Annotated in this window: 24 protein-coding genes and 1 riboswitch; of the genes, 14 read left to right on the forward strand and 10 right to left on the reverse strand. The window is 68.6% G+C overall.

Going from position 1 to position 24,089, the window contains the following annotated elements:
- Window positions 1-92 precede the first annotated feature (92 nt).
- Window positions 93-1,214, forward strand: a complete 1,122-nt coding sequence (locus KLK06_RS58205) for a hypothetical protein (RefSeq protein WP_214644542.1) — start codon at window positions 93-95, stop codon at window positions 1,212-1,214.
- Between the two features lie 423 nt (window positions 1,215-1,637).
- On the opposite strand, the gene KLK06_RS58210 is transcribed toward KLK06_RS58205, so the two are convergent.
- The 3 genes from KLK06_RS58210 to KLK06_RS58220 form a co-directional block, all read right to left on the reverse strand.
- Window positions 1,638-1,793, reverse strand: a complete 156-nt coding sequence (locus KLK06_RS58210; protein ID WP_214644543.1) for a hypothetical protein — start codon at window positions 1,791-1,793, stop codon at window positions 1,638-1,640.
- A 155-nt stretch (window positions 1,794-1,948) separates the two neighbouring features.
- On the reverse strand, window positions 1,949-2,845 hold the full coding sequence (locus tag KLK06_RS58215; protein ID WP_214644517.1) for an ABC transporter ATP-binding protein: 897 nt from the start codon (window positions 2,843-2,845) through the stop codon (window positions 1,949-1,951).
- Window positions 2,838-3,773: an ABC transporter permease gene (locus KLK06_RS58220; protein WP_214644518.1), complete on the reverse strand. Its 936-nt coding sequence runs from the start codon at window positions 3,771-3,773 to the stop codon at window positions 2,838-2,840. The genes KLK06_RS58215 and KLK06_RS58220 overlap by 8 nt, the downstream gene beginning before the upstream one ends.
- Window positions 3,774-4,257: 484 nt before the next feature.
- On the opposite strand from KLK06_RS58220, the gene KLK06_RS58225 reads away from it, so the two are divergent.
- From KLK06_RS58225 to KLK06_RS58245, 5 genes are all read left to right on the forward strand, one after another.
- Entirely contained in the window at window positions 4,258-5,895 is a 1,638-nt protein-coding gene (locus KLK06_RS58225) for an ABC transporter substrate-binding protein (protein WP_214644519.1), read from the forward strand.
- A 122-nt stretch (window positions 5,896-6,017) separates the two neighbouring features.
- Window positions 6,018-6,962, forward strand: a complete 945-nt coding sequence (locus tag KLK06_RS58230; protein ID WP_214644520.1) for an ABC transporter permease — start codon at window positions 6,018-6,020, stop codon at window positions 6,960-6,962.
- Window positions 6,955-7,893, forward strand: coding sequence for an ABC transporter permease (locus KLK06_RS58235; protein ID WP_214644521.1), 939 nt, complete (start codon window positions 6,955-6,957; stop codon window positions 7,891-7,893). The genes KLK06_RS58230 and KLK06_RS58235 overlap by 8 nt, the downstream gene beginning before the upstream one ends.
- 13 nt (window positions 7,894-7,906) lie before the next feature.
- On the forward strand, window positions 7,907-8,944 hold the full coding sequence (locus tag KLK06_RS58240) for an ABC transporter ATP-binding protein (RefSeq protein WP_308169044.1): 1,038 nt from the start codon (window positions 7,907-7,909) through the stop codon (window positions 8,942-8,944).
- Window positions 8,928-9,944, forward strand: a complete 1,017-nt coding sequence (locus KLK06_RS58245) for an ABC transporter ATP-binding protein (protein ID WP_214644522.1) — start codon at window positions 8,928-8,930, stop codon at window positions 9,942-9,944. Before KLK06_RS58240 ends, KLK06_RS58245 begins: the two co-directional genes overlap by 17 nt.
- Before the next feature lie 126 nt (window positions 9,945-10,070).
- On the opposite strand, the gene KLK06_RS58250 is transcribed toward KLK06_RS58245, so the two are convergent.
- From KLK06_RS58250 to KLK06_RS58270, 5 genes are all read right to left on the reverse strand, one after another.
- The gene (locus KLK06_RS58250) at window positions 10,071-11,255 is read right to left on the reverse strand and encodes a lipid-transfer protein (protein ID WP_214644523.1); all 1,185 of its coding nucleotides are present in this window, start codon (window positions 11,253-11,255) and stop codon (window positions 10,071-10,073) included.
- Complete coding sequence (locus KLK06_RS58255; protein ID WP_214644524.1) at window positions 11,252-11,656, reverse strand: Zn-ribbon domain-containing OB-fold protein; 405 nt, start codon at window positions 11,654-11,656, stop codon at window positions 11,252-11,254. Before KLK06_RS58255 ends, KLK06_RS58250 begins: the two co-directional genes overlap by 4 nt.
- Window positions 11,657-11,682: 26 nt before the next feature.
- On the reverse strand, window positions 11,683-13,194 hold the full coding sequence (locus KLK06_RS58260; protein WP_284735446.1) for a S8 family serine peptidase: 1,512 nt from the start codon (window positions 13,192-13,194) through the stop codon (window positions 11,683-11,685).
- Window positions 13,191-14,141: a hypothetical protein gene (locus KLK06_RS58265; RefSeq protein WP_214644525.1), complete on the reverse strand. Its 951-nt coding sequence runs from the start codon at window positions 14,139-14,141 to the stop codon at window positions 13,191-13,193. The genes KLK06_RS58260 and KLK06_RS58265 overlap by 4 nt, the downstream gene beginning before the upstream one ends.
- 194 nt (window positions 14,142-14,335) lie before the next feature.
- On the reverse strand, window positions 14,336-15,142 hold the full coding sequence (locus tag KLK06_RS58270; RefSeq protein ID WP_214644526.1) for an S-adenosyl-l-methionine hydroxide adenosyltransferase family protein: 807 nt from the start codon (window positions 15,140-15,142) through the stop codon (window positions 14,336-14,338).
- Window positions 15,143-15,258: 116 nt separating this feature from the next.
- On the opposite strand from KLK06_RS58270, the gene KLK06_RS58275 reads away from it, so the two are divergent.
- From KLK06_RS58275 to KLK06_RS58285, 3 genes are read left to right on the forward strand one after another with little or no spacing between them, the layout of a single operon-like run.
- Window positions 15,259-15,561: a DUF3263 domain-containing protein gene (locus KLK06_RS58275; protein ID WP_214644527.1), complete on the forward strand. Its 303-nt coding sequence runs from the start codon at window positions 15,259-15,261 to the stop codon at window positions 15,559-15,561.
- A gap of 36 nt (window positions 15,562-15,597) precedes the next feature.
- Window positions 15,598-16,368: a trehalose-phosphatase gene (gene otsB / locus KLK06_RS58280; RefSeq protein WP_214644528.1), complete on the forward strand. Its 771-nt coding sequence runs from the start codon at window positions 15,598-15,600 to the stop codon at window positions 16,366-16,368.
- 51 nt (window positions 16,369-16,419) lie between these two features.
- A complete protein-coding gene (locus tag KLK06_RS58285; protein ID WP_214644529.1) occupies window positions 16,420-16,998 on the forward strand; it encodes a hypothetical protein in 579 nt (192 codons plus the stop codon).
- On the opposite strand, the gene KLK06_RS58290 is transcribed toward KLK06_RS58285, so the two are convergent.
- Both KLK06_RS58290 and KLK06_RS58295 read right to left on the reverse strand, forming a co-directional pair.
- The gene (locus tag KLK06_RS58290; RefSeq protein WP_214644530.1) at window positions 16,976-18,139 is read right to left on the reverse strand and encodes a sugar MFS transporter; all 1,164 of its coding nucleotides are present in this window, start codon (window positions 18,137-18,139) and stop codon (window positions 16,976-16,978) included. The genes KLK06_RS58285 and KLK06_RS58290 overlap by 23 nt on opposite strands.
- A gap of 1 nt (window position 18,140) precedes the next feature.
- Window positions 18,141-19,565 (reverse strand): trehalose-6-phosphate synthase, encoded by a 1,425-nt coding sequence (locus KLK06_RS58295; protein WP_214644531.1) that lies wholly within the window; start codon window positions 19,563-19,565, stop codon window positions 18,141-18,143.
- Window positions 19,566-19,596: 31 nt separating this feature from the next.
- On the opposite strand from KLK06_RS58295, the gene KLK06_RS58300 reads away from it, so the two are divergent.
- From KLK06_RS58300 to groL, 5 genes are all read left to right on the forward strand, one after another.
- Window positions 19,597-20,151 carry an RNA polymerase sigma factor gene (locus KLK06_RS58300; RefSeq protein ID WP_214644532.1) on the forward strand — a complete coding sequence of 185 codons (555 nt, stop codon included), beginning with the start codon at window positions 19,597-19,599 and terminating at the stop codon, window positions 20,149-20,151.
- A 79-nt stretch (window positions 20,152-20,230) separates the two neighbouring features.
- Window positions 20,231-20,371, forward strand: a riboswitch (SAM riboswitch).
- A gap of 13 nt (window positions 20,372-20,384) precedes the next feature.
- On the forward strand, window positions 20,385-21,617 hold the full coding sequence (thrC, locus tag KLK06_RS58305; protein ID WP_214644533.1) for a threonine synthase: 1,233 nt from the start codon (window positions 20,385-20,387) through the stop codon (window positions 21,615-21,617).
- A gap of 23 nt (window positions 21,618-21,640) precedes the next feature.
- Complete coding sequence (locus KLK06_RS58310) at window positions 21,641-21,916, forward strand: MoaD/ThiS family protein (protein WP_214644534.1); 276 nt, start codon at window positions 21,641-21,643, stop codon at window positions 21,914-21,916.
- Window positions 21,917-22,155: 239 nt separating this feature from the next.
- The gene (locus KLK06_RS58315) at window positions 22,156-22,356 is read left to right on the forward strand and encodes a cold-shock protein (RefSeq protein ID WP_173525743.1); all 201 of its coding nucleotides are present in this window, start codon (window positions 22,156-22,158) and stop codon (window positions 22,354-22,356) included.
- A gap of 309 nt (window positions 22,357-22,665) precedes the next feature.
- The coding region (gene groL / locus KLK06_RS58320; protein ID WP_214644535.1) for a chaperonin GroEL at window positions 22,666-24,089 on the forward strand (1,424 nt) is incomplete at its 3' end.

The raw sequence follows: 24,089 nt of genomic DNA on the forward strand, positions 1-24,089 counted from the left end.
GCCCATAGCGTGTTCGCCGCGGCATTCGGGGGTTATCGATACGCATCTCCGCTGTTTTCGAGAGCGATCGATCACGAGCCGGGAAGGCAAATATGAAACCTGTAATCAAACTGGCGGTCGCCGTCGCCGTATTCGGACTGGCCGCGGCGCCGGTCGGGCCGGCGGCCCAAGCCGAGGCCCGCGATTCCGCGGTCGAGACCCTGCCGGGTGGCGGGGATCCGATGCGTGGTCTGAGCGGTCTGTTCAGCGGCGTCGGCGGGAGTGGCCTGCTGGGCGGGCAGCTCGGGGCTGCGGACTCGGCCAGGCGGGTCGGCCTCGGGCCTAACATCGAGTACCTCGGACGCCGCCTGAACCCCCCGCCAAACGTGGGCACGGGCGACCGTACGGGCAAAGCACGGGTCACCGGCGACCGTACGGGCGAGGTGCGGGTCACGGGCGACCGTACGGGCATAGTGCGGGTCACGGGCGACCATACGGGCACGGTGCGGGTCACGGACGACCGTACGGGTAAGGCGCGGGTCACGGACGACCGTACGGGTAAGGCGCGGGTCACGGACCGTACGGGCAAGACGCGGGTTGCGGACGGCCGCACGGACAACGCGCAGGTTACGGGCCGGGTACCCCGCGCGTCGCGTCCCGCTGAGAGCCGCACGGACGAGGCGCGGGTCACGGGCTGGCGTGCGGACAAGGGGCGGGTTACGGGCTGGGGGCCCGCCGCTTCGCGTCCGGTCGAAGGGCGTACTGGGTCGACGGGCCGGGTGCCCCGCGCGTCGGCTCCCATCGAGAGCCGCACGGACAAGGCGCGGGTTCCGGGCTGGGGGCCCGCTGCCTCGCGTCCGGTTGAGAGGCGTACGGGGGCGACGCGGGTTACTGGCGGGCTGCCTGGCGCGTCGCGTCCGGTCGAGGGGCGTACGAGGTCGACGCGGGCTACGGGCCGGGGGCCACGTGCGTCGCGTCCGGCCGGGTCGGTCGCGTCCGTCGACGAGATCGCCCCGCTCGTCGACGTCGCTTCACGCGCGGTCTCGACCGCCGGGACGAAGGCCCCCGCGGGCCGCAATGACACGGTGGTCCCGGCCGCTGAGGTGGGGACCACCGTGAGCCGCAGGGACGCGGTGGTCTCTGCCAAGGGGACGGGCAACGCGGTGCTCCCGGCCACGGGGGCGAAGGCCGCCGTGGGCCGCAGGGACGCGATGATCTCGACCGTCGCGCGATGACGGGCGAGGTCTCGGACTACCTCCCCCACGACTGATCGTGGGTGCCTTCCGGATGCCGGCCGCTCGGGCCGTGGCGGAGGTTCGCGGGCTTCAAGGTGCCGGTGCTCGGGAACGGGCCGCGGCGGCGACGAGGCGTCGCGTCCGGTGAGGCGCATGATCGAGGGTGGTGCGTCCTCAGGTGCGGGACACACCACCGCAGAACCGGCGTGGCCGGTCGGCGAGCCCCCATGGTGCCGGGTGCTCGCTACGGCCGCCGCGCATAGGTCGCGAGCCGCCCGCAGAGAGCGGGTGGTCTCATGACCGGCCCGGGCGGACGCGCCCTGGCATGGGTCGCGTTCGTGCACTGCACCGCAGGGCTGAGGCGCCGCGTGAGTCGCACCCGCCGCCGGCCCCGGATCTCCGGGGCCGGCGGCATACTCATTTCTACGGCAGGCGTACGCCGGTGCGGCGGGCGATCTGGGCCTGCAGCCTGGCCATCTGCCAGTGAAGGTCGACGAGTTGCTCGGTCAGTTGGGCCCAGGGAACGTCTGCCACGTCCTCGACGGCCAGGTGGTCGATCGCGGCCGCAAGCTCTCCCATCGCACGCTCCCGCTCCATCGGCATCCTCGTATCGAAACAACGTTCGAATGATATCGGAACACCGGCCACGCTGTCAGTCATTTGCCTCGCGAGTCGCCCGGGCATGACAGATCCGCGGACGCCCGAACGCGGCGTCCGCGGAGTGCGGTGGAGGATCAGCCCTTGTTGTAGGCGGCGAGGACTTCCTTCGGGTCGCCGTCCATCTTGATCTTGCCCTTGTGCAGCCAGATGACCCGGTTGCAGGTCTCCTCGATGACCCTGAGGTCGTGGGCGACGAGGAAGACCGTGCCGGCCGACTCGCGGATCTGCCTGATGCGTTCCTCGCTCTTTTTGCGGAACTCGCGGTCGCCGGTGGCCAGGGCCTCGTCGATCAGCAGCACATCGTGGGTCTTGGCCGAGGAGATGGCGAAGCGCAGCCGGGCACCCATGCCGGAGGAGTAGGTCGACATCGGCAGCTGGACGAACTCATCGATGCCGGAGAAGTCGACGATCTCCTGGTATTTCTCCCTGACCTCGCTCGGGGTCATGCCCATGGCGTAGCAGCCGAGCACGATGTTGCGCTCGCCCGTGAGCTCGCGCATGAGCGCCGCGTTGACGCCGAGCAGCGACGGCTGGCCGTCGGTGTAGACGGCGCCCGCGTGCGGCGGCAGGAGGCCGGCGATGGCCCGCAGCAGCGTGGACTTGCCCGAGCCGTTGCGGCCGACGACGCCGATCGCGTCGCCGTGGTAGGAGACGAAGGACACGCCCTTGACGGCGTGCACCTCCTTCATCTCCGGGCGGCCCTGACGCTTGAGCAAGCGTGTGAAGGCGTTGACCGCGTTGCCCTTCTCGCTGTCGCTGGCCGCGCCGTAGACCCGGTAGACGATGTGGAGGTCGTCGACGATGACCGTGGGCGTGCCCGTGGGGACGTCCAGAGGCCGCTTGCCGGCGGGTGCCGGGTTGGGGTGCACCCTGACGTCCTTGTTGGGCACGTCCTTGTTGGGGACGGCCTCGTCGGGGACGGCGGGCTCCTGGCCCTTCACCTGTGACAGCTCCTTGGTCAGTTCAGCCACGCCCGTACCTCTCCTCAGCCCGCCAGAAGTACCAAAAGCCGAAGCCGAGTGCGAACACTGCCCAGAATACGCATGACACCAACACCATCGTCGGGGGGTTGTGCCCGTTCTCGGGATGGTAGGACTCGATGAGGATGTCGCGCATCCACTCGATGTACGAGGCCGCGGGGTTGAGGTACATCACGTTGGCCACCCATTGGGGCCAATGCGCGCCGGTGACCACCCTGTCCTGGATGGAGAAGAAGACGCCGGAGGCATAGAGCCAGGTGCGCGTGATGAACGGCAGCAACTGGTTGAGGTCTCGCATGGAGGAGCCGAGCCGCGCGATCACCAGGCCGGCGCCGATGTTGAACAGCGTCTGCAACAGGAGCACGACCGGGATCAGCAGCCAGAACCAGTTGGGCAGCTCGCCGGTGATCACGACGAGCACCAGGAGCACGCCCATGGAGATGGCGAGCTGCTGCAGCTCCTGGATCGTGTAGGCCAGCGGCAGGGAGGCTCTGGGGAAGTGGAGCGCCCGGATCAGCGACAGATTGCCGGAGATCGACTTGGCGCCCGCGGTGACCGTCCGCTGCGTGTAGGTGAAGACGAACATCCCGGTCAGCAGGAAGGCCGGGTAGTTGGGGACGTTCTTGCTGCCCCCGAGGATCAGGCCGAACATCACGAAGTAGATGGCGGCGTTCAGCAGCGGGGTCAGGACCTGCCACAGCTGGCCCAGAGCCGAGCTGGAGTACTTCGAGACGTTGCGCGAGGTCGCGTACGTCAGGATGAAGTGTCGCCGCTCCCACAACTGGCGCACATAGACGGGAAATCTCGGCCGTGCGATGGCACGACGAAGCCCGTATCTCTCGGCGAGCTTGGCCAGCGGCTCCTGCCCGCTTCGGCCGCCCGCCTGGGCGTCCGCTACAGCGGATTCCGGCTGGCTCATGGCAAGGACTCTATTGGATCCGGCTCGGTGAGGTGTCTGCCGCGACGGTTCGCGACAGACTGTTGGACGGTGTCCTGCGTTGCCCGGTTCCAAGGCTGGTCCGAGGGCATGTCAAGAGTTGTTCAACCGTAACTCAGCGACACGCGGGATGGCGGCTAGGGCGTGACCAGTGGCGCCAAGGGGGTATTTTTCATCAACTGTTCACGTCCTACAGTGTCCGCTTTAGGGGTTCCTTGGTGGCTTTGGTGCTGTCTGCGCGAAATGACTGTGACGTTGGATAAGCGCACGTGTGACCGAACTGCAACGCACCAGAGACTCGCTGGTGGCAAGTAGTAAGGGATAGTCGCGATCGACTGGCAGGGCGTCGGCTGGTTTGACCAGGTCAGCCAAACCCGGGGGACGACAAGGCACCCCCGTCAGGCTGCTCACGATCATCGCAGCTCAGCGCTTACGCCCACCTGTTTGAGGGAGGAATCTTTTTACCATGCGTGTTACTAAGGGCGCACAGATCGTCGCCGGTACCGCGCTGCTAGCCCTCGCGGTCGCCGCGTGTGGCGGCGGCGGAGCCACGACCGGCAACCCCGCGTCGGGCGGAGCCGGCGACACTCCGGTCCGCATGGAATTGGGCGAGCCGCAGAACCTGCTGGTCCCGTCGAACACCACGGAGTCGGAGGGCGCTGAAGTCCTCGCCGCGGTGTTCGAGCCGCTCGTCAACTATGACGAGAACAAGCAGGTCGTCCTGGCGGCGGCAGAGTCGATCGAAAGCACCGACAACAAGGTGTATACGATCAAGCTCAAGCCCTACACGTGGCAGGACGGAACGCCGGTCGAGGCGCAGAACTACGTCGACGCCTGGAACTACGCGGCAAACCAGGACAACGCCCAGGGCGCCGGTTACTTCTTCGGCCGCGTCGAGGGTTATGCCGACCTCAACCCCGGCGAGGGCAAGCAGGTCACCACCAAGGAGATGAAGGGCCTCAAGGCGGTCGACAACTCGACGCTGCAGGTCACGCTCACCGCGCCGTTCTCCCAGTTCAAGACCATGCTGGGCTACACCGCGTTCTACCCGCTGCCCAAGAGCGCCTTCGGCGCCGACGGCAAGGTGACGCAGGAGTACGGCGAGAAGCCGATCGGCCAGGGCCTGTTCAAGCTGGACAAGCCCTACAAGAAGGGCACCGACCAGGCCATCGACCTGTCGGTCTACGACAAGTTCCCGGCCAAGAAGCCGACCGGCTGGACCAAGCTGCAGTTCAAGCTCTACAACAGCTCGGAGACGGCCTACAACGACCTCCAGGCCGACAACGTCGACATCCACGACTCGCTGCCCGCCTCGGCGATCTCCAGCGCCAAGACGGCGCTCGGTGACCGCTACCAGGACCAGCCGGACGCCGGCGTCGGGTACATCGGCTTCCCGCTGAAGTACAGCGACGAGTACAAGGACGTCAAGGTTCGTGAGGCCATCTCGATGGCCATCGACAGGAAGACCATCGCCGAGACGGTCTTCACCGGCACCCGTTCGCCGGCCGACGACTTCATCAACCCGGCCATCGACGGTTACCGCCAAGGCGCCTGCCAGGCCTGCCAGTACAACCCCACCAAGGCCAAGGAGCAGTACGCCGCGGCCAAGGGCCCGGCGAAGCTGGAGCTCGGCTACAACGCCGACGGTGGTCACAAGGAGTGGATCGAGGCCGCGGCCAACAACCTCCGCGCCAACCTCGGCGTCGAGGTGACCGTCAAGCCGTTCGAGAAGTTCGCGAACATCCTCGACGACCTGGACGCCAAGAAGTACAAGGGTATGTTCCGGATGGGCTGGGCGATCGACTACCCGTCCGCCGAGAACTACCTGACGCCGATCTTCTCGACCGGCGCCATCAAGACCGGCTCCAACTACGCGGGCTACTCCAACAAGGAGTTCGACGACACGGTCGCCAAGGGCGACCAGGCGGCGACTCCGGAGGAGGGGCTGAAGTTCTACCAGCAGGCGGACGACATCCTCATCAAGGACCTTCCGTACATCCCTGTGTACTTCTACCGTAACAACTCGGGATACTCGACCAAGGTCAAGAACGTCAAGATCAACCTGCTCAACCAGGTTGAGTGGGCCGACGTCGAGAAGGCCTGACGCTGTTCGCGGGGGTGGGCGCATAGTCGCCCACCTCTCGAGAGCCCGCCATGAAGGCAGTCATTGGGGCCATGATCCCCAGGTCCCGGCGACTGCCTTCTTGGCATGTACGGGAGGCTTGAATGGGCCGTTACGTTATTAGGCGCCTTATCCAGGCGATACCAGTCCTGCTGGGCGCCACCCTCTTCATCTTCGCCATCGTCTTCGCGCTCCCTGGCGATCCCATCGCGGCGCTTGCCGGCGAGAAGAGGCAAGACCCCAACATCGTCATGATCATGCGCGACCAGTACCACCTCAACGATCCGTTGTTGCTCCAGTACTGGTACTACATCAGCGGGATCTTCCTCCGGGGAGATTTCGGCAAAACCTTTGCCGGTGTGCCCATCACCCAGTTGATGGCGGGCAAGTTCCAGGTCACGTTGAACCTGGCGCTCGTCGCCCTCGTCATGGAAGCGGTCATCGGCGTCCTGCTCGGCCTGTGGGCGGCGCTGCGCCGAGGCCAGGCCATCGACACCATGATCCTGGCCGCGACGCTGCTGCTCATCTCCGTCCCGCCGCTGGTGACCGGCTTCGTGCTGCAACTGTGGCTGGGCGTCTGGCTGAAGCAGGCCGTGGGCACCGAGATCTTCCCGATCGCGGGCATCAGCGCGGGGCTGAGATCGTACCTGCTCCCGGGATTCGTGCTGGCGGGTACGTCGATCGCATATCTCACCCGGCTCACCAGAACGAGCCTGGTGGAGACGTTGAGATCCGACTACATCCGAACAGCGACCGCGAAGGGGCTTTCCAGACGAAGAGTCATCGGCCGGCACGGGTTGCGTAACGCGCTGATCCCCCTGGTCACCTTCCTGGGCGCCGACCTCGGCTCGCTCATGGGTGGTGCGGTGATCACCGAGACGATCTTCAACATCCCGGGTATCGGCCTCCAGATCTACCAAGGCGTATATCTACGAGAGCAACCTATCGTCGTAGGTATCGTGACAATTCTGGTGCTGGTCTACATCGTGGCGAACCTGGTCGTGGACCTGTTGTACGCCGTGCTCGATCCGAGGATTCGCTATGAGTAACGACCCACAGGCCGGACCTGTGCAGACCGTCACTGCGCCATCCCCTCCGGGCAAGCTCAAGAAGGAGGCGAAGCCGGCGAGCCTCTGGGGCGACGCCTTCTATGACCTGCGACGTCGGCCGATGTTCATCCTCTCGGTCGTCCTCATCGCGATCCTGCTGGTCATGTCGTTCTGGCCATCGCTGTTCACCTCGGTCAACCCGTTCGACGCCAAGACCTGCGAGCTGGCCACGGCCAGGCAGGGGCCGAGCGCGGGCCACATCTTCGGCCGCGACAGCCTCGGCTGCGACGTCTACGCCAGGGCGATCTTCGGTGCGCGCAACTCGATCGTGATCGGCGTCAGCACCACCATCATCACGGCGGTCGTCGGCGGTCTGCTCGGCCTCGTCGCGGGCGCCCGCGGCGGAGCCATCGACACGATCTCGTCCCGGATCACGGAGGTCTTCTTCGCGATTCCGTGGATCCTCGGCGCGCTGCTCATCACCGCCACGTTCAGGAGCGCGAACCTGGGCATCTGGATCGTGGTCATCGCGCTGGCCGTGCTGGCCTGGCCGATGACGTTCCGCATCATGCGGGCCGCCGTCATCACCGCCAGGAACCAGGACTTCGTGGTCGCGGCCCGGGCCCTGGGCGCCAGCCAGAGCCGGGTCATGTTCCGGCACCTGCTGCCGAACGCGATCGCCCCGGTGATCGTCGTCTCGACGATCAACCTCGGCGTGTTCATCTCGGCCGAGGCGGCGCTGTCGTTCCTGGGAGTCGGGGTTCAGTCCCCGGACATCTCCTGGGGCCTGATGATCGCCGACGCTCGCAACCGGTTCCTGGAGGCGCCGCTGCCGCTGGTCTTCCCGGCGGTGTTCCTGAGCATCACGGTGCTCGCGTTCATCATGCTGGGCGACGCCGTACGCGACGCTCTCGACCCGAAGCTCAGGTAGGAAGGGGGTTCAAGTGAGAAAGGCATCAACGGACGTGTTGCCCGCCGAGGGAGGGCTGGGCAACGAGCCGCTGCTCGCCGTGGAAGATCTGCACGTGGAGTTCGCCACCCGCGCGGGCATCGTGCGTGCGGTCAACGGGGTGAGCTACTCGCTCAGCCCCGGTGAGACTCTCGCCGTGCTGGGGGAGTCGGGTTCCGGCAAGTCCGTGACCGCTCAGGCGATCATGGGCATTCTGGACATGCCGCCGGCCCGCATCCCCAAAGGTGAGATCCGCTTCCGCGGCACCGACCTGCTGAAGCTCTCGGACGAGGCACGTACGCAGGTGCGTGGCCAGCGGATCGCGATGGTGTTCCAGGACGCGCTGTCGGCGCTCAACCCGGTTTTCACCGTGGGCTGGCAGATCAGCGAGATGTTCCGGGTGCACCGTGGCATGTCCAAGCGTGACGCCGTCAACAAGGCGGTCGAGCTCATGGACAAGGTTCGTATCCCGGCCGCCAGGCAGCGCGTCAACGACTATCCGCACCAGTTCTCCGGGGGCATGCGGCAGCGCATCATGATCGCCATGTCGATCGCGCTGGACCCCGAGGTGCTGATCGCGGACGAGCCGACCACCGCGCTCGACGTGACCGTCCAGGCCCAGATCATGGAGCTGCTCGCCGAGCTCCAGCGTGAGAGCAACATGGGCATGATCCTCATCACGCACGACCTCGGCGTCGTCGCCGACGTCGCCGACAAGATCGCGGTCATGTACGGCGGGCGGATCGTCGAGAACGCCCCCGTTCACGACATCTACAAAACCCCGGCCCACCCCTACACCAAGGGGCTGCTGGAGTCGATCCCCCGGGTCGACCTCAAGGGCCAGGAGCTGTACGCCATCAAGGGCCTGCCGCCCAACCTGCTCGACATGCCGACCGGCTGCGCCTTCCACCCGCGATGCCCGTATCGCCAGGACAACTGCGTGACGGACAACCCCCCGCTCTACGAGATCAGCGGCACGCGCAGCAGCGCCTGTCACTACTGGAGGGAGGTCCTCGATGGCGACCAAGGGTGAGCGCATTCTCGAGGTCCGTGACCTGGTCAAGCACTTCCCGCTGACCCAGGGCATCTTGTTCAAGAAGCAGATCGGCGCGATCAAGGCGGTCGACGGCGTCTCGTTCAACCTCAACAAGGGCGAGACGCTGGGCATCGTGGGCGAGTCGGGCTGCGGCAAGTCCACGCTGGCCAAGGTGCTGATGGCGCTGGAGCGGCCGACCTCGGGCTCGGTGGAGATCAACGGCCGGGACATCGGCAAGGCCAGTGGCGGCGAGCTCAAGCGGATGCGGCGCAACATCCAGATGGTGATGCAGGATCCGTACACCTCCCTGAATCCCCGCAAGACGGTCGGCGACATCATCGGCGAGCCGTTCGACATCCACACCGAGGTCGCCCCCAAGGGCGAGCGCCGCCGCAAGGTGCAGGAGCTGCTGGAGGTCGTGGGCCTCAACCCCGATCACATCAACCGCTACCCGCACCAGTTCTCCGGCGGACAGCGCCAGCGCATCGGCATCGCCCGAGGGCTGGCGCTCCAGCCGGAGATCATCGTCTGCGACGAGCCGGTCTCCGCGCTCGACGTGTCGATCCAGGCCCAGGTCATCAACCTGCTGGAGCGGCTGCAGAACGAGTTGGACCTGGCCTACATCTTCATCGCTCACGACCTGTCGGTGGTGCGCCACATCTCCGACCGGGTCGCAGTGATGTACCTGGGCAAGATGGTCGAAATCGGCAAGGACGCCGAGATCTACGACAAGCCCGCCCACCCGTACACGCAGGCGCTGCTGTCAGCCGTGCCGGTCCCCGACCCCGAGGGCCGCGAGCAGCGCGAGCGGATCATCCTGCAGGGCGACCCGCCGTCGCCCGCCAACCCGCCGTCGGGCTGCCGCTTCCGCACCCGCTGCTGGAAGGCGCAGGAGATCTGTGCGGAGGAGGAGCCGTTGCTGCAGATCAGGCCGGGGACGGCGCACGAGAGCGCTTGTCACTTCGCCGAGACGCACGACGTGGTCCACGTCGGCTGACCACCGGCACCAGGCCCTCCGCGGAAGCTTTCCGCGGGGGGCTTTTTCGCGTGCGGTCGCCGGCGTACGGCTCTATGCGCGGTCGCCGGCGTACGACGAGCGGGTTGTGGGTGTACGGCGAGTGGGTCAGCGGGTTGCTATGACGGCCGAGCCGTGGCCGAACAGGCCCTGGTTGGCGGCCAGGCCGACCCTGGCGCCTTCGATCTGGCGCTCGCCCGCCCGGCCGAGCAGTTGCCGGGTCAGCTCGCAGACCTGGGCGATGGCCTGGGCGGGGATGGCCTCGCCGAACGAGGCGAGCCCGCCCGACGGGTTCACCGGTACGCGCCCGCCGAGCGCGGTGTCGCCCGCCCGCAGCAGCTTGCCGGCCTCGCCGGGTGCGCAGAGGCCCACGTCCTCGATCCAGTCCAGTTCGAGGGCCGTGGACAGGTCGTACACCTCCGCGAACGACACGTCGCCGGGTCCGATGCCCGCCTCCTCGTAGGCGGCGTGCGCGATGGCGGCTCTGAAGGGCCGTTCCGGAGGGGGTACGGCGGCGGACGAGTCGGTCGCGAAGTTCGGCAGCTCCAGAACCGTGTTGGGGAACGTGGGCGTCACCGTCGACACGGCGGCGATGCGCACCGGGTCCGCCACGCCCAGCCGGCGGGCGTACGCCGGCGAGGCCAGGACGAGCGCGGCGCCGCCGTCCGAGGTCGCGCAGATGTCCATGAGCCGCAGCGGGTCGGCCACCATGGGCGAGGCCAGAACCTCCTCGGCCGTGACGGCCTTGCGGTAGCGGGCCATCGGGTTCAGCGAACCGGCCAGGGAGTTCTTGACCTTGACGGCGGCGAAGTCCTCGGCCGTCTCGCCGTACAGGGCCATCCGCCTTCGCGCATAAAGCCCGAAATATGCGGGATTGGTGGCACCGAGCAGCCGGAACCGCAGCCAGTCCGGATCATCCGGCCGATCGCCACCGACCGGCTTGAAGAAGCCCTTGGGCGTGGCGTCCGCGCCCACCACCAGCGCCACGTCGCAGAGCCCCGCCATGATCCGGGTCCGCGCGACGTCGATCGCCTGCGCTCCTGACGCGCACGCCGCGTAGCACGACGCGATGCGGGCGCCGGACCAGCCGAGGGCCTGCGCGTAGGTGGCTCCGGCGACGAACCCCGGATAGCCGTTCCTGATCGTGTCGGCGCCCACCAGAAACTGGACGTCGGTCCAGGCGACCCCGGCGTCACGCAGCGCCTCCCTGGCCGCCGCCACGCCGTACTCCGCGAACGGCCTGCCCTGCTTGCCCCACGGATGCATGCCCGTGCCCAGCACCACGACGCTCACGAGGCGCGACCCCACATCCACACCAGCGGTCCGTCGGCCAGCGGGCCGTGGGTGAGCTCGACCTCCATGCCGACCTCCAGTTCGTCCACCGTGAGGTCCTTGACCTGCCCCAGCACCACGATGCCCGCGCCGGCCAGCTCCACCGCCGCCAGCGTCACGGGCGTGTAGGGCTCGGCGGCCACGAACGGCTCGGGCGGCGGGTAGGAGGCGCTCGTGTACGACCAGACCCGCCCGCGCCTCGGCAGCCTGGTCTGCTCCATGGACTCCCCGTCGCAGTGCGGGTTGCGGCAGAACCCGCGCTGCGGCGGGAAGCAGACCGTGCCACACGCCGCGCACCGGGTGCCGATCAGGTGGGTGCCGTCCTGTTCTATGGCGAACCAGCCGTCGATCGCAAGGCTCATAGGCAGGAGTATCACACAAGCGCTTGCTAGGTTAAATCCCTCCCGCGCCACCGGTGCCGTACGAGCACCCGGGCCGACATGACCGCCGTCAGCAGCACCATGCCGAGCACCACCGGCAGCCGCGACGACGGCGGCCGGGAAACCGGGCCATCGCCGAAGTAACCGCCGGTGCCCACGCCGCCCGCGGCCGAGGGGGTGGCGGGGTTCGCCAGGCGGTCGGCCGCGCGCAGGGCGAGCAGCGCGTTGGCCACCCCGTGCCCGGACGCGCGGCTGTAGCCGTCGGCGGGCCGCCGCCTGGTGCCCAGCTCGATGGCCGTCCGTACGTGGTACGGCGACAGATCGGGGTGGGCCGCCTTGATCAGCGCGACGATGCCCGCCACCATGGCGGCGGCCGAGCTCGTCCCGTCGCCCACGACGTACGAGTCGGCGCCGTCGGCGGTCACGATGCCCGTCCCCGGCGCGACCACCGAGAGGTAGTCCTGCCGGTTGGAGAACGCCGCCACCTCCAGCCGCCGGTCGACCGCGCCCACCGCAATCACGCCGGGGTAGGCGGCGGGGAAGTTCTTCCTGTTCGTGGTGTTGCCGTCGTTGCCGGACGAGGCCACGAGCACGGCGCCGTGGCTGATCGCGTACTGGACGGCCTCCTCCTCGGCCGCCGAGCCCTCCCAAGCGCCGCTGCCGCCGCCGAGGGACATGCTGATCACGTCGGCGCCGTGGTCGACCGCGTAGCGGATGCCTCTGGCCAGGGCGTCGCGGCCGCCGGCGCGCTGCTTGTCGCGGAGCGGGTCGCCGTTCTCCAGCGTGACCCTGATGGACAGGACGCGGGCGGCGGGCGCGACCCCGATCACGCCACTGTCCGCCGACCCGCCTGCTGCCGACCCGTCTGCCGCCGAGCCGCTTGCTGCCGAGCCGCTCCGCGCGAGGCTGCCCGTTGCGAAGGCGCCGCTCTGCGCGGCATCGCCCGTTGCCAAGGCGCTGCGGCCGCTCTGTGCGGGGTCGCGTGTTTGCGGGGTCATGTGGACGCTCTGTGTGGGTTCGTCTGTTGCCGAGGTGGTGTGGCCGCTCTGTGCGGGGTCGCCCGTTGTGGCGGCGTTGTGGCCGTGACCGGCGATGAGGCTGGCCATGGCGGTGCCGTGGTGGCCCCACATGACCGGCTCCCCGGCGTCGCCGGTCAGGTCGGGGCCGGTGATCACGGCGCCGGCCAGGTCGGGGTGGCGGGCGTTCACGCCGGTGTCGAGCACAGCCACCAAAACGCCGTCGCCCCTGCTCAACCGCCACGCCTCCGGCAGGCGCAGCGTGGCAAGCTGCCACTGGCCGGCCCGCGCCACCGAGCCGACGTCGTCCGAGGAGGACGGCCCCGCCCCGACCACCAACAGCCCTGCCGCGAGCGGCCCGGCCACCAGAAAACCGGCCAGCAGCGACCCGGCCAGTGGCAGCATCGCCGCCAGTGATCCGCCTTGCGGTGGTTTCGCCGCCATGTGCGGTCCCGCTGTGGGCGGACCGGCCGGCAGCAGCCTCGCCGCGAGTGGCCTGGTCATCTGGTCAGGCTCCGGTACAGGACCGTGGCCAGGCGGTGGGCGGTGTCTCCGAGGCGTCTGGCGGCGAGGTCGCCCGGCTTGTACGGCCGGCCGTCCGCGTATCCGGCGGCCGTCGCCACGACGTAGGCGTCGTTCGACGAGATCAGCGCGCCGGTGACGTACTGCGACTCGCCGAACCGCTCGGCCGGCCCGTCGGGAAACGCCACGGGCCGCACGGTCGGCGGCCGTCCCACGACGGTCCCGGACCGGTCAACCGGCGCATCGGCCTGCGCGCCGACAGTCGCCCCCAGCCCCGGTAAGCGCCTGGCGCCGGTCTCCGGCAGAGGCCCTGTGCCAGTCTCCGGCCCCCGACCCGGCAAGCGCCCGGTCCCGGCACCCGTCCCTGACGGCCCGCCAGGCAGGCGGCCGGTGTCGGTGTGTGACGGCCTGCTGGGCAGACGGTTGTTGCCGGTATCCGTGGCCCCGGCGGGCAGGCAGCCGCTGCCGGTCTCTGACGGCCCCCTGGGGAGACGGTCGCTGCCACTATCCGAGGACCCGGCGGGAAGACAGCCGCCACTGGTCCGCGATAACCCACCGGGCAGGCAGCCGCTCCCGTTCTTCGTCGACCCGTCGGACAGACGGCCGCTGCCGGTCTTCGGTGGCGTGCCGGGCAGATCGCCCCCGAGGGGTGGTGGTGGTTCCGCCGCCACGTGGGCGGCCGGGGTGACCAGGACCGCTATGCCGACCGTCGCCACGAACGTCTGCGTGCTGTCCGCGTACGTGGCGCGTAACGCCGTCACGCACCCCCGCAGCAGCCGCAAGACACCAGGCTGGAAGGCCACCCGGCAGGGTGCCTCCGGGGCGACGCCGGCCAGGACATAGGTCACGCGGGCCCCTGAGGGGCTGGTGCCGGGTACCGAGCCCGGGAACACCCTGGCCACCGGCCACGCGTGCCAGCGCTCCGGCACGGGTGGCTCCGTCGACGGCAGGGCCGCGAACAGTAAAGAGAGCAGCGCAACAGAAAAGGGGAACAACGTGCACCTCGCGGGCAGGGGAGGGGTAGCCCGATGCCCGTGCATTCTGACATGCGATTGCCGGTTCAATCTGACGCTTCAGTAAACAGACCGATACGCGGTGTAATTTCCCTTTGGTGGCTTTCGTCTTAAGGGGAGGGGGAAAGCCGGACGTGGGCGCCGGGTGGCAGGCCGAGGCGTTGGGCCGCGTCACCCGAGTTCACCGCTATCGCGATCAGCCCCGCCGAGTCGGCGAAGGCCACCAGTTCGCCCGGCGGCACGGCCGCGAACGTCTCCCGGTACGGCAGGGCCAGTTGCCGGCGCCCCAGCCAGACCCCGAGCGTGTCGCCGATCCGCACGCCCAGCGCGGCGAGGTCGCCCGCGGCGATCGACAGCTGGGTGTTGCCGTAGCGGTCGACCGAGACCACCTCGCCCTCGACGGAGCCTTCGCGCAGTTGCGAGGTCGGCTCCGGCAGCGAGACCAGCCGCGAGAGCGGAACCTCGGGTCCCAGGTCGGCCGGTTTGAGCCCGACGCACAGCCGCCCGGCGACCGGTGAGAACACGTCCCGCCCGTGGAAGGTCGGCGAGACGGGGTGCAGGAAGTAGTCGGCGTTGCTGATCTCATAGGCCGCCTCCGCCCCGCCGCTGGCGTGCATGGCCCACGACAGGAGCCCGTTGTCGGGGCCGATGAACACCCGCCCGCCCGCCTCCACGGCGACCGCCCGCCTGGCTCCGCCCGCGCCGGGGTCTACTGCCCCGATGTGCACGCCCTTCGGGAGGTAGGGGATGGTCTGGGAGAGTATCGCGGCGCCGCGCCGTACATCGCCTGACGGGATCAGGTGGCACACGTCGATCACCCGGGCCTCGGGGGCGATCGCGGCTATCACTCCATGACAGGCCGCCACATAGCCATCTTCGAGCCCGTAGTCGGTGAGAAGGGTGATGACTGAGGTCACATTTGGTGACTGTACGTCTCTCAATCCGCCGTGAACACCCGCACTCCGCACATTACGATTGGCACGGGCCCGCGTGCCCACGATGTGATCGTCGCGCGCCCTCCGAGGAGGACACCATGGACACTGCACCGGTCAGCGGTGACAGTGCTGCCCAGGAACCGTCCCGACAGCCCCTCTCCGAACGCGATCTCGAACTCCTCGCCTTCGAGCGCCACTGGTGGCGTTACGCGGGTGCGAAGGAGCAGGCCATCAAGGAGACCTTCGGGTTTTCCGCCACCCGCTACTACCAACTCCTCGGCGAACTGATCGATCGGCCGGAGGCGCTCCAGCAGGATCCCATGCTGGTCAAGCGGTTGCGCCGGCTGCGTTCCACCCGCCAGCGCGACCGTGCCGCCCGGCGGCTTGGCATGCGCCCCTGACCTGCTGGGTAAGGCAGGCGCGTGAAGAACATCAGTATGGAAGCGATCTTGAAGGATCCGGCGGGAGCCGTGATCGGGCTCGACTTCGACGGCACCCTTTCGCCGATCGTGGCCGATCCCGCCTCCGCCAGGATCCATCCGGAAGCGCCCGCCGTCCTCGCCGAACTCGGCAGGCATGTCGGGGCGGTGGCGATCGTGACCGGCAGACCGGTGGCCACGGTTCTGGAGCTCGGGCCCGGCCTGGCCGACGTACCTGGCCTGGTGATTCTGGGGCATTACGGGTTCGAGCGCTGGGAGGACGGCCGGATCTCGGCGCCGCCACCCCCGCACGGCGTGCTCCAGGCCGAGGCGGAGCTGCAACTGCTGCTCGGCTCGCTCGGCGTGAAGGGCGCGACGATCGAGGACAAGGGCCGGGCGGTCGCCGTGCACACCAGGCGCAGCCCCGACCCCGAGGGCACGCTGGCGGCCCTGCGCGAGCCGCTGGCCGCGCTGGCGGACAAGCACGGGCTGGTCGTCGAGCCCGGCCGGCTGGTGCTCGAACTGCGGCCGCCGGGCATGGACAAGGGGCACGCGCTCGGCCTGTTCCTGGCCGAACGGGCTGCCCGGTCGGTCATGTTCTTCGGCGACGATCTCGGCGACCTGGCGGCCTTCGACGCGGTCAAGAACTCGGGGCTGCCGGGCGTGACCGTGTGCAGCGGCTCGGCCGAGGTGACCGCGCTGGCCGAGCGGGCCGACATCGTGGTGGACGGCCCCGACGGCGTGGTGGCCCTGCTGCGGGAGCTGGTTTCGGCCTTCAGCCGACCCTGACCTTTAGCCGGTCCCAATCTGTCTGCAAGCGCGTGTCGGTACATTCGCGAAATGTCGAACAGAAACCTTGCCGTGGCGGGCCTCGCCGTGGCCGCCACCCTCCTCGTGGCGGCCCCCGCCTCCGCGAGCGCCGCGAGTGCCGCCAGTCATCCCCTCAAGCTGCGCAACGGGCTGACGCTGTCCCTGCCGAACTCATGGAAGGTGTACGGGAAGGGCGACTGGATCCATGTCGTCACCGGCAAGTGCGCCAAGCCCAAGGGGGAGTACTTCACTCCGGAATGTGATGGTTTCTGGGTGCTCGGGCCCGCGGCCGTCAAGGTGGGGCACGAGCTCAACCCGTACACGCCCGACGGGCCCTTCTACTCGGCGACCGATGTGGAGCCCTGCCCGGTCAACCACAAGTGGGGCCAGGTGCTCCACGGCGCGGGGGCCAAGGGGCTGCGCCAGGTCGGGCCCGGCCACAAGGCGTACTACCGCGCGTGGAAGGGCACCTGCGTCACCGGGACGGGCAAGGTGCGTGCCCACTTCGTCCAGCGGGAGTGGTATCTGCCCAAGACCGGAGTGCTCGTCGTCGACTCATGGAACACTCCGGGGCTGCCCGGCGTACTCAAGCACGCGGCCTGGCGATGAGCACCCCGCCGGCGGCCAGGCCGATGAGGACGGGGACCAGCAGGAACGCGTTCCAGGTGCCGAAGCCGTCGGCGAGCGCGCCGAGCACGAGCGGACCGATGGCCATCGCGGACCCGGCCCAGATCGGGGCCGCCGCGCCGGCCCGGTCCGGCCGGTCTCCGGAGTGCGTGATGAGCCCGGACAGCGCGAGCGGGAAGTGCAGGGAGGCGCCGACCCCGCTGAGCGCGAGACCGGCGTAGGACAGGACGGGCAGGGTGCTCAGCCAGAAGAGCAGCCAGCCCGCCGCGGTGACCGCCAGCGCGCCCAGGAAGAGCCGCGCGGGCGGCAGGCGTAAGGCCAGGTACGCGCCGCCGAACCGGCCCGCGCCCAGCCCGGCGAGGAACGCGGTCAACCCGGTGGCCGCGGCGGCCGCGCTCAGGCCGGTGCGCGCCGCGAACAGCTCGGCGGCCCACAGGTTGAACGTGAACTCCAGCGCCACGCAGCAGGACAGCACGCCGCCCGCCACATGGAAACGCCACCCGGGCCGCGCGGGCCGCTCGCCGGTGGACGGGGCCGCCACGGTCGTGCTCCGGGTCCAGACCCGCCCCAGGGTCAGGGCCAGCAGCGTGGTGAGCACCGGCGTGAGGAGCAGCGCGGCCCGCCAGCCGAGCGCGGTCTGCGCGATAGCGCTGAGCAGGAACGTCGCCGCCATGCCCACCACGACGCCGACGGCGTTCGCCTCGCTGATCGCGGCCGGGCCCGCCGGTCCGTGGTGCTCGCTGAGCGCGGCCATGGCGGTGTAGAGGGCGATCGAGCCGAAGCCGCCGGCCACGCCGTAGCCGAGCAGCGTCAGGGGCAGCGCGGAGGTGAGGACGACCAGGAGCACGCCCGCGTTCATCCCGGCGAGACCGACCCAGGTGGTGACCCGCCTGCCGTAGCGCCTGGTGAGGAACGTGAGGGAGAGACCGGCGAGGATCGTGCCCACGGCCATCGCGGTGCCGTGCAGGCCGGCGACCGTGCCGGAGGTCCGCTGGTCGAGGCGCAGGAGCGGCAGGGCAGCGCTCAGACCGTAGATGAACGTGGCGAACGTGCCGAGCAGCAGGTAGATCAGCCAGGTCGGCCGGTCCCTGGCCAGGCGGACGCGCTCTGAGATCGACGACATCCTAGGCCAGCGCGTCCAACTGGGCGGCGAACCACTTCTGCGGCGGGAGCGCGGTGGCCGCGGCCTCCAGCAGCTCACGGCGGCGCATGCGCTCCTCCTCGGGCATGACCAGCGCGTCGTGCAGCGCGATGGCGGTGCCGGTCACGTCGTACGGGTTGACCATGAGCGCGTGCGCGCCCAGCTCGGCCGCCGCGCCCGCCTCGCGCGACAGCACCAGCGTGGCCCGCGGCGACAGGACCGGCCCCTCCTTGGCCACCAGGTTCATGCCGTCGCGGATCGGGTTGACCAGCAGCACGTCGGCCAGCCGGTAGGCGGCCAGCGAGCGCGGGTAGTCGTCGTTGACGTTGAGTATCAGCGGCTCCCAGTCCTCGGTGCCGAACTCGTCCTCGATCTCCTGGGCGCAGCGCTGCACCGAGGCGGTGTATTCGCGGTATTGGGGCAGGTCGTGCCGGCTGGGATAGGCGAACGCCAGGTGCACCACCCGGCCGTGCCACTCCGGATGCGCGAGCAGGAACTCCCGGTAGGCAACCAGCCCGCGGACGATGTTCTTGGACAGCTCCGTGCGGTCGATGCGGACGATCAGCCGGCGGTCGCCGACCTGCTCCCTGAGCGCGGCCATGTTGGACTCCACGTCGGGCTCGTGGGCTCGCTCCCACAGCGCCACGCCGTCCACACCGAGGCCGTGCACGCCGATGTGGGTGGTCCTGCCCTCGTGCGTGACCGTACGGCCGGTCAGGTCCACCTCGGCGCCCAGCAGGGCCCGGCAGCAGTCCATGAACGCGCCCGCCCAGCGTCCGGTGAGGAACCCGGCGTGGTCGGCGCCCAGGATGCCCTCCAAGACCTCGCGGGCGACCTCGTCGGGCAGCAGCGAGAAGTATTCGGGCGGCGCCCACGGCGTGTGGCTGAAGTGCGCGATGCGCAGGTCGGGCCGCTCGGCGCGGAGCATCGCCGGGGTCAGCGTGAGGTGGTAGTCCTGGACCATCACGCGGGCCTCGTGCCCGGCCTCCTCGGCCAGCGCCAGCGCGAACGCGCCGTTGTAGTCGCGGTAGGACTCCCACTCCCGCTGGAATTTGGTGCCGAACAGCGGCGCGTTGGGAATGTCGTAGAGCAGGTGGTTGACGAACCACAGTGTGGAGTTGGCCACGGCGTTGTAGGCGCGGTGGAAGGTGGCCGGCGGGATGTCGAGCATCCGCAGCGCGCCCGTGTCGTAGCCGGCTTGGTCGAGCCGGCCGCCGGGCGCCTGGCGTACGGCGCCCCGGTCGCCGTCGGACAGGGCGGCGCAGATCCACAGCACGCCGTCGTCCTTCATGACCCCGGAGAGCCCGGACACCAGCCCGCCACCACCGCGCTTCATGGTCAGCACACCGTCGTCGGAGACGGTGAACGAGACGGGTCCTCTGTTAGAGGCGACAAGAACGCTGTTCATTAAAGTTCCCTCCGACCATAGGATCCCAGCTATGGCGCTTGATGAGCTAACCGAGGAACTGGCCCGCTCCGCCGCTGCCGGAGATCATCGCGCACTCGGTGAGCTCCTGAAGCGGATCGAGCCGGACGTGATGCGGCACTGCGCCCGAATCCTCCCCTACCACCAGGATGCCGAGGAGGCGTCGCAGGACACCCTGCTCGCCGTCGCGCGCAACATCGGGCGCTTCGAGGGGCGGGCCAGGTTCAGCACCTGGCTGCACATCGTGACGGCCAACTGCGCGCGTACGACATACCGCACGCTGAAGCGCCGCTCGGCCGAGCAGACCTCCGACGAGCTGCCCATGCAGAAGCCCGACGCGCGGCGGGTCAGCGTGATCGCCGGCTCGCGGCTCGACCTGCTCGACGCGATGGAGGCGCTGGAGGCCGACAAGCCCGACCTGGCCCAGGCGCTGGTGCTGCGTGACATCGTGCAGCTCGACTACAACGAGGTCGCCGAGCAGCTCGGCATCCCGCTCGGCACCGCCAAGTCGCGCATCCACCAGGCGCGCAAGTATGTTCAGGCTGTGCTGGGCGACGATTACCGCTGAGACTGAATGTCTCGCTTGGTGAGACAGACGGTCGCTTGACGGGCCTGGCCAGGTAGAGTCAGAGCAAACAACTGAATATTGCTCATCCAGAGGGGTGGAGGGACCGGCCCTGCGAAGCCCCGGCAACCCTCCCGGATTCAGACTCGCGACCTGGCGAGGCCGACCGGGACAGGTGCCAATTCCGGTCTGCGGTCAAGGTGGCCGCAGGCGAAGATGAGGGAAGGCCTCGCTTCATGTCGCACGATTTCGGACCCGCCGTAGCCCTCTCCTGTCGTGAGTGCGGCACCCGCTACGACCTCGGCCCCAGCTTCGCCTGTCTGGAGTGTTTCGGGCCGCTCGAAGCGGCCTACTCCTTCGGTGACGTCACCCGTAAGGACATCGAGTCCGGCCCCGCCAACATCTGGCGCTACCGCTTGCTGCTCCCCGTGCCCGCGGACGTCGCCACCAAGCCGAACATGAACCCCGGCTGGACCAAGCTCGTCAAGGCCGGCAACCTCGGCCGGGCGCTGGGCATCAAGTCCCTGTACGTCAAGGACGACTCCGGCAACCCCACCCACTCCTTCAAGGACCGGGTGGTGGCCATCGCCGTCGAGGCGGCCCGTAACTTCGGTTTCCACACCCTGTCGTGCTCGTCCACCGGCAACCTCGCGGGCGCGGTCACGGCCGCCGCCGCCAGGGCCGGGCTCGACGCCTGCGTGTTCATCCCCGCCGGGCTGGAGCAGGCCAAGATCGCCATGGCCAAGGTGTTCGGCGGCAAGCTGGTCGCCATCGACGGCTCCTACGACGAGGTCAACCGCTTCTGCTCCGAGCTCATCGGCGACCCGCTGGGCGACAAGTGGGGCTTCGTCAACGTCAACCTGCGGCCCTACTACGCCGAGGGCTCCAAGACGCTCGCCTACGAGATCGCCGAGCAGCTCGGCTGGCGGCTGCCCGAGCAGATCATCATCCCGGTGGCCTCCGGCTCCCAGCTCACGAAGATCGACAAGGGCTTCAAGGAGCTGGTCACCCTCGGCCTGGTCGAGGACCGGCCCTACAAGATCTTCGCCGCGCAGGCCAAAGGCTGCTCGCCCGTGTCGACCGCCTACAAGGCCGGCCTCGACGTGGTCCAGCCGGTCAAGCCCGACACCATCGCCAAGTCGCTGGCCATCGGCAACCCCGCCGACGGCCCGTACGTGCTCGACATCGCCCGCCGCACCGGCGGGGCGGTGGAGGACGTCACGGACCCCGAGATCGTCGCCGCCATCAAGCTGCTGGCCTCTACGGAGGGCATCTTCGCCGAGACGGCCGGCGGCGTCACCGTGGGAGTGCTGAAGAAGCTCGTCGAGACCGGGCAGCTCGACCCGGAGGCGGAGACCGTGGTGCTCAACACCGGCGACGGGCTCAAGACGCTCGACGCCGTCGCCGACGACGCCCAGCCCACGGCAGTGATCCGGCCCTCTCTCGACGCGTTCCGCGCGGCTGTCTGACAACCAGGAAAGGCGAGTTAATCATGAGCGTTTCTGTGCGGATTCCCACCATTCTGCGCACCTACACCGGGGGTAACGCGGAAGTGAGTGGGGAGGGTGCGACTCTCCGTGACGTGCTGGCGAAGCTCGACTCCGACTACCCGGGTATCGGCGCGAGAATTCTCGATGAATCGGGCAAGATTCGTCGTTTTGTCAACGTTTACGTTGGCGAAGAGGATGTCCGTTTTGCCGATGGCCTTGACACGGCAGCCCCCGAAGGCACGCAGATCTCCATCATCCCGGCGGTCGCCGGAGGGTGACCACCCGCTCACGTCAGAAGGCGCTCCCATCTGGGGCGCCTTCTGCTTTTTCCGACAATTCAATGTTGAACTACTCACTCGCGGATGAAATGCGTAATTTGTAGATTGACTCTGTTGCCAAACGCTGTGCCACAGGTATGGTCGAGGGCGATCGCCTGGTTATATCTCCATAAGTCAGGTGATTGAGGGTCTCGCGGACGAATGGGCGGGATCTATGAGCCCAGTAAGAGGAGTCGGAAGTGGCGCAGGGCACCGTCAAGTGGTTCAACGCGGACAAGGGCTACGGCTTCATCGCGGTAGACGGTGGTAAAGATGTATTCGTCCATTACTCAGCGATCATGATGGACGGCTATCGCTCCCTCGAACAAGGCCAGCGCGTCGAGTTCGAGATCACCCAGGGCCAGAAGGGCCCCCAAGCGGAGGCCGTCCGAGCGGTCTGAATCACGAAGTTGGTAAGTACCGGCAGGTCGCACGGCTCCGCAGTCCGGGCGAAACCGCCACTCCTCCTTCGTCGACTCGGCTACGGCGGGTCCATGACGGGCCCGCCGTACTGACTGACCTGGGCATGCGCGTGCATCGGCTTGCACTCGGCAGGGTAGAGTGCTAAACAGTTCGTTGGCACTCTCTGTTCGAGAGTGCCAGCACTGGATCGGGACGATGGGGTCTGCCGAACGGAGATGCAGGCCCATGCCGTCGCGGGCGTCGGCTCGGTCCATTGAAGCCACCCTGCATCTGGGAGGTCTAGCCTTATGGCAGCCAAGATGATCGCGTTTGACGAGGACGCCCGGCGCGGTCTCGAGCGCGGCATGAACCAGCTAGCCGACGCCGTCAAGGTGACCTTGGGCCCCAAGGGCCGCAACGTCGTGCTGGAGAAGAAGTGGGGCGCGCCCACGATCACCAACGATGGCGTGTCCATCGCCAAGGAGATCGAACTCGAGGACCCGTGGGAGAAGATCGGCGCCGAGCTGGTCAAGGAAGTCGCCAAGAAGACGGACGACGTCGCGGGTGACGGCACCACGACCGCCACCGTGCTGGCCCAGGCGCTGGTGCGCGAGGGTCTGCGCAACGTCGCCGCCGGCGCCAACCCGATGGCCCTGAAGAAGGGCATCGAGTCGGCGGTCGAGCGGGTCAGCGAGGAGCTGTCCAAGCTGGCCAAGGACGTGGAGACCAAGGAGCAGATCGCTTCGACCGCCTCCATCTCCGCCGCCGACCCTGAGATCGGCGCGCTCATCGCCGAGGCGATGGACAAGGTCGGCAAGGAAGGCGTCATCACCGTCGAGGAGAGCAACACCTTCGGCCTCGAGCTCGAGCTCACCGAGGGCATGCGCTTCGACAAGGGCATGACGTCGATGTACTTCGTCACGGACTCCGACCGCATGGAGGCCGTGCTCGAGGACCCGTACATCCTGATCGTCAACAGCAAGGTCTCGGCCAACAAGGACCTGCTGCCCCTGCTCGACAAGGTCGTCCAGTCGGGCAAGCCGCTGCTGATCATCGCCGAGGACGTCGATGGCGAGGCCCTGGCGACCCTGGTGGTCAACAAGATCCGCGGACTGTTCCGCTCCGTGGCCGTCAAGGCCCCGGGCTTCGGCGACCGCCGCAAGGCGATGCTGGGCGACATCGCGACCCTGACCGGTGGCCAGGTCATCGCCGAGGAGGTCGGTCTCAAGCTCGAGAACGCCACCCTCGACCTGCTCGGCCGGGCTCGCAAGGTCGTCGTGACCAAGGACGAGACCACCATCGTCGACGGTGCCGGTGACCCCGACCAGATCGCCGGCCGGGTCAACGAGATCCGCGCCGAGATCGACCGGACCGACTCCGACTACGACCGCGAGAAGCTCCAGGAGCGTCTGGCCAAGCTGGCCGGCGGCGTGGCCGTCATCAAGGCCGGCGCGGCGACCGAGGTCGAGCTGAAGGAGCGCAAGCACCGCATCGAGGACGCCGTTCGCAACGCGAAGGCGGCCGTCGAGGAGGGCATCGTCCCCGGCGGTGGCGTGGCGCTGCTGCAGGCGGGCGCCAAGGCGTTCGACAAGCTCGAGCTCACCGGCGACGAGGCCACCGGTGCTGCGATCGTCCGTAAGGCGCTCGAGGAGCCGCTGAAGCAGATCGCCGTCAACGCCGGCCTTGAGGGCGGCGTCGTGGTGGAGAAGGTCCGCAACCTGACTCCGGGTGA

It is taken from the genome of Nonomuraea sp. NEAU-A123, assembly GCF_018603905.1.
In the GTDB taxonomy this organism is placed as follows: Bacteria; Actinomycetota; Actinomycetes; order Streptosporangiales; family Streptosporangiaceae; genus Nonomuraea.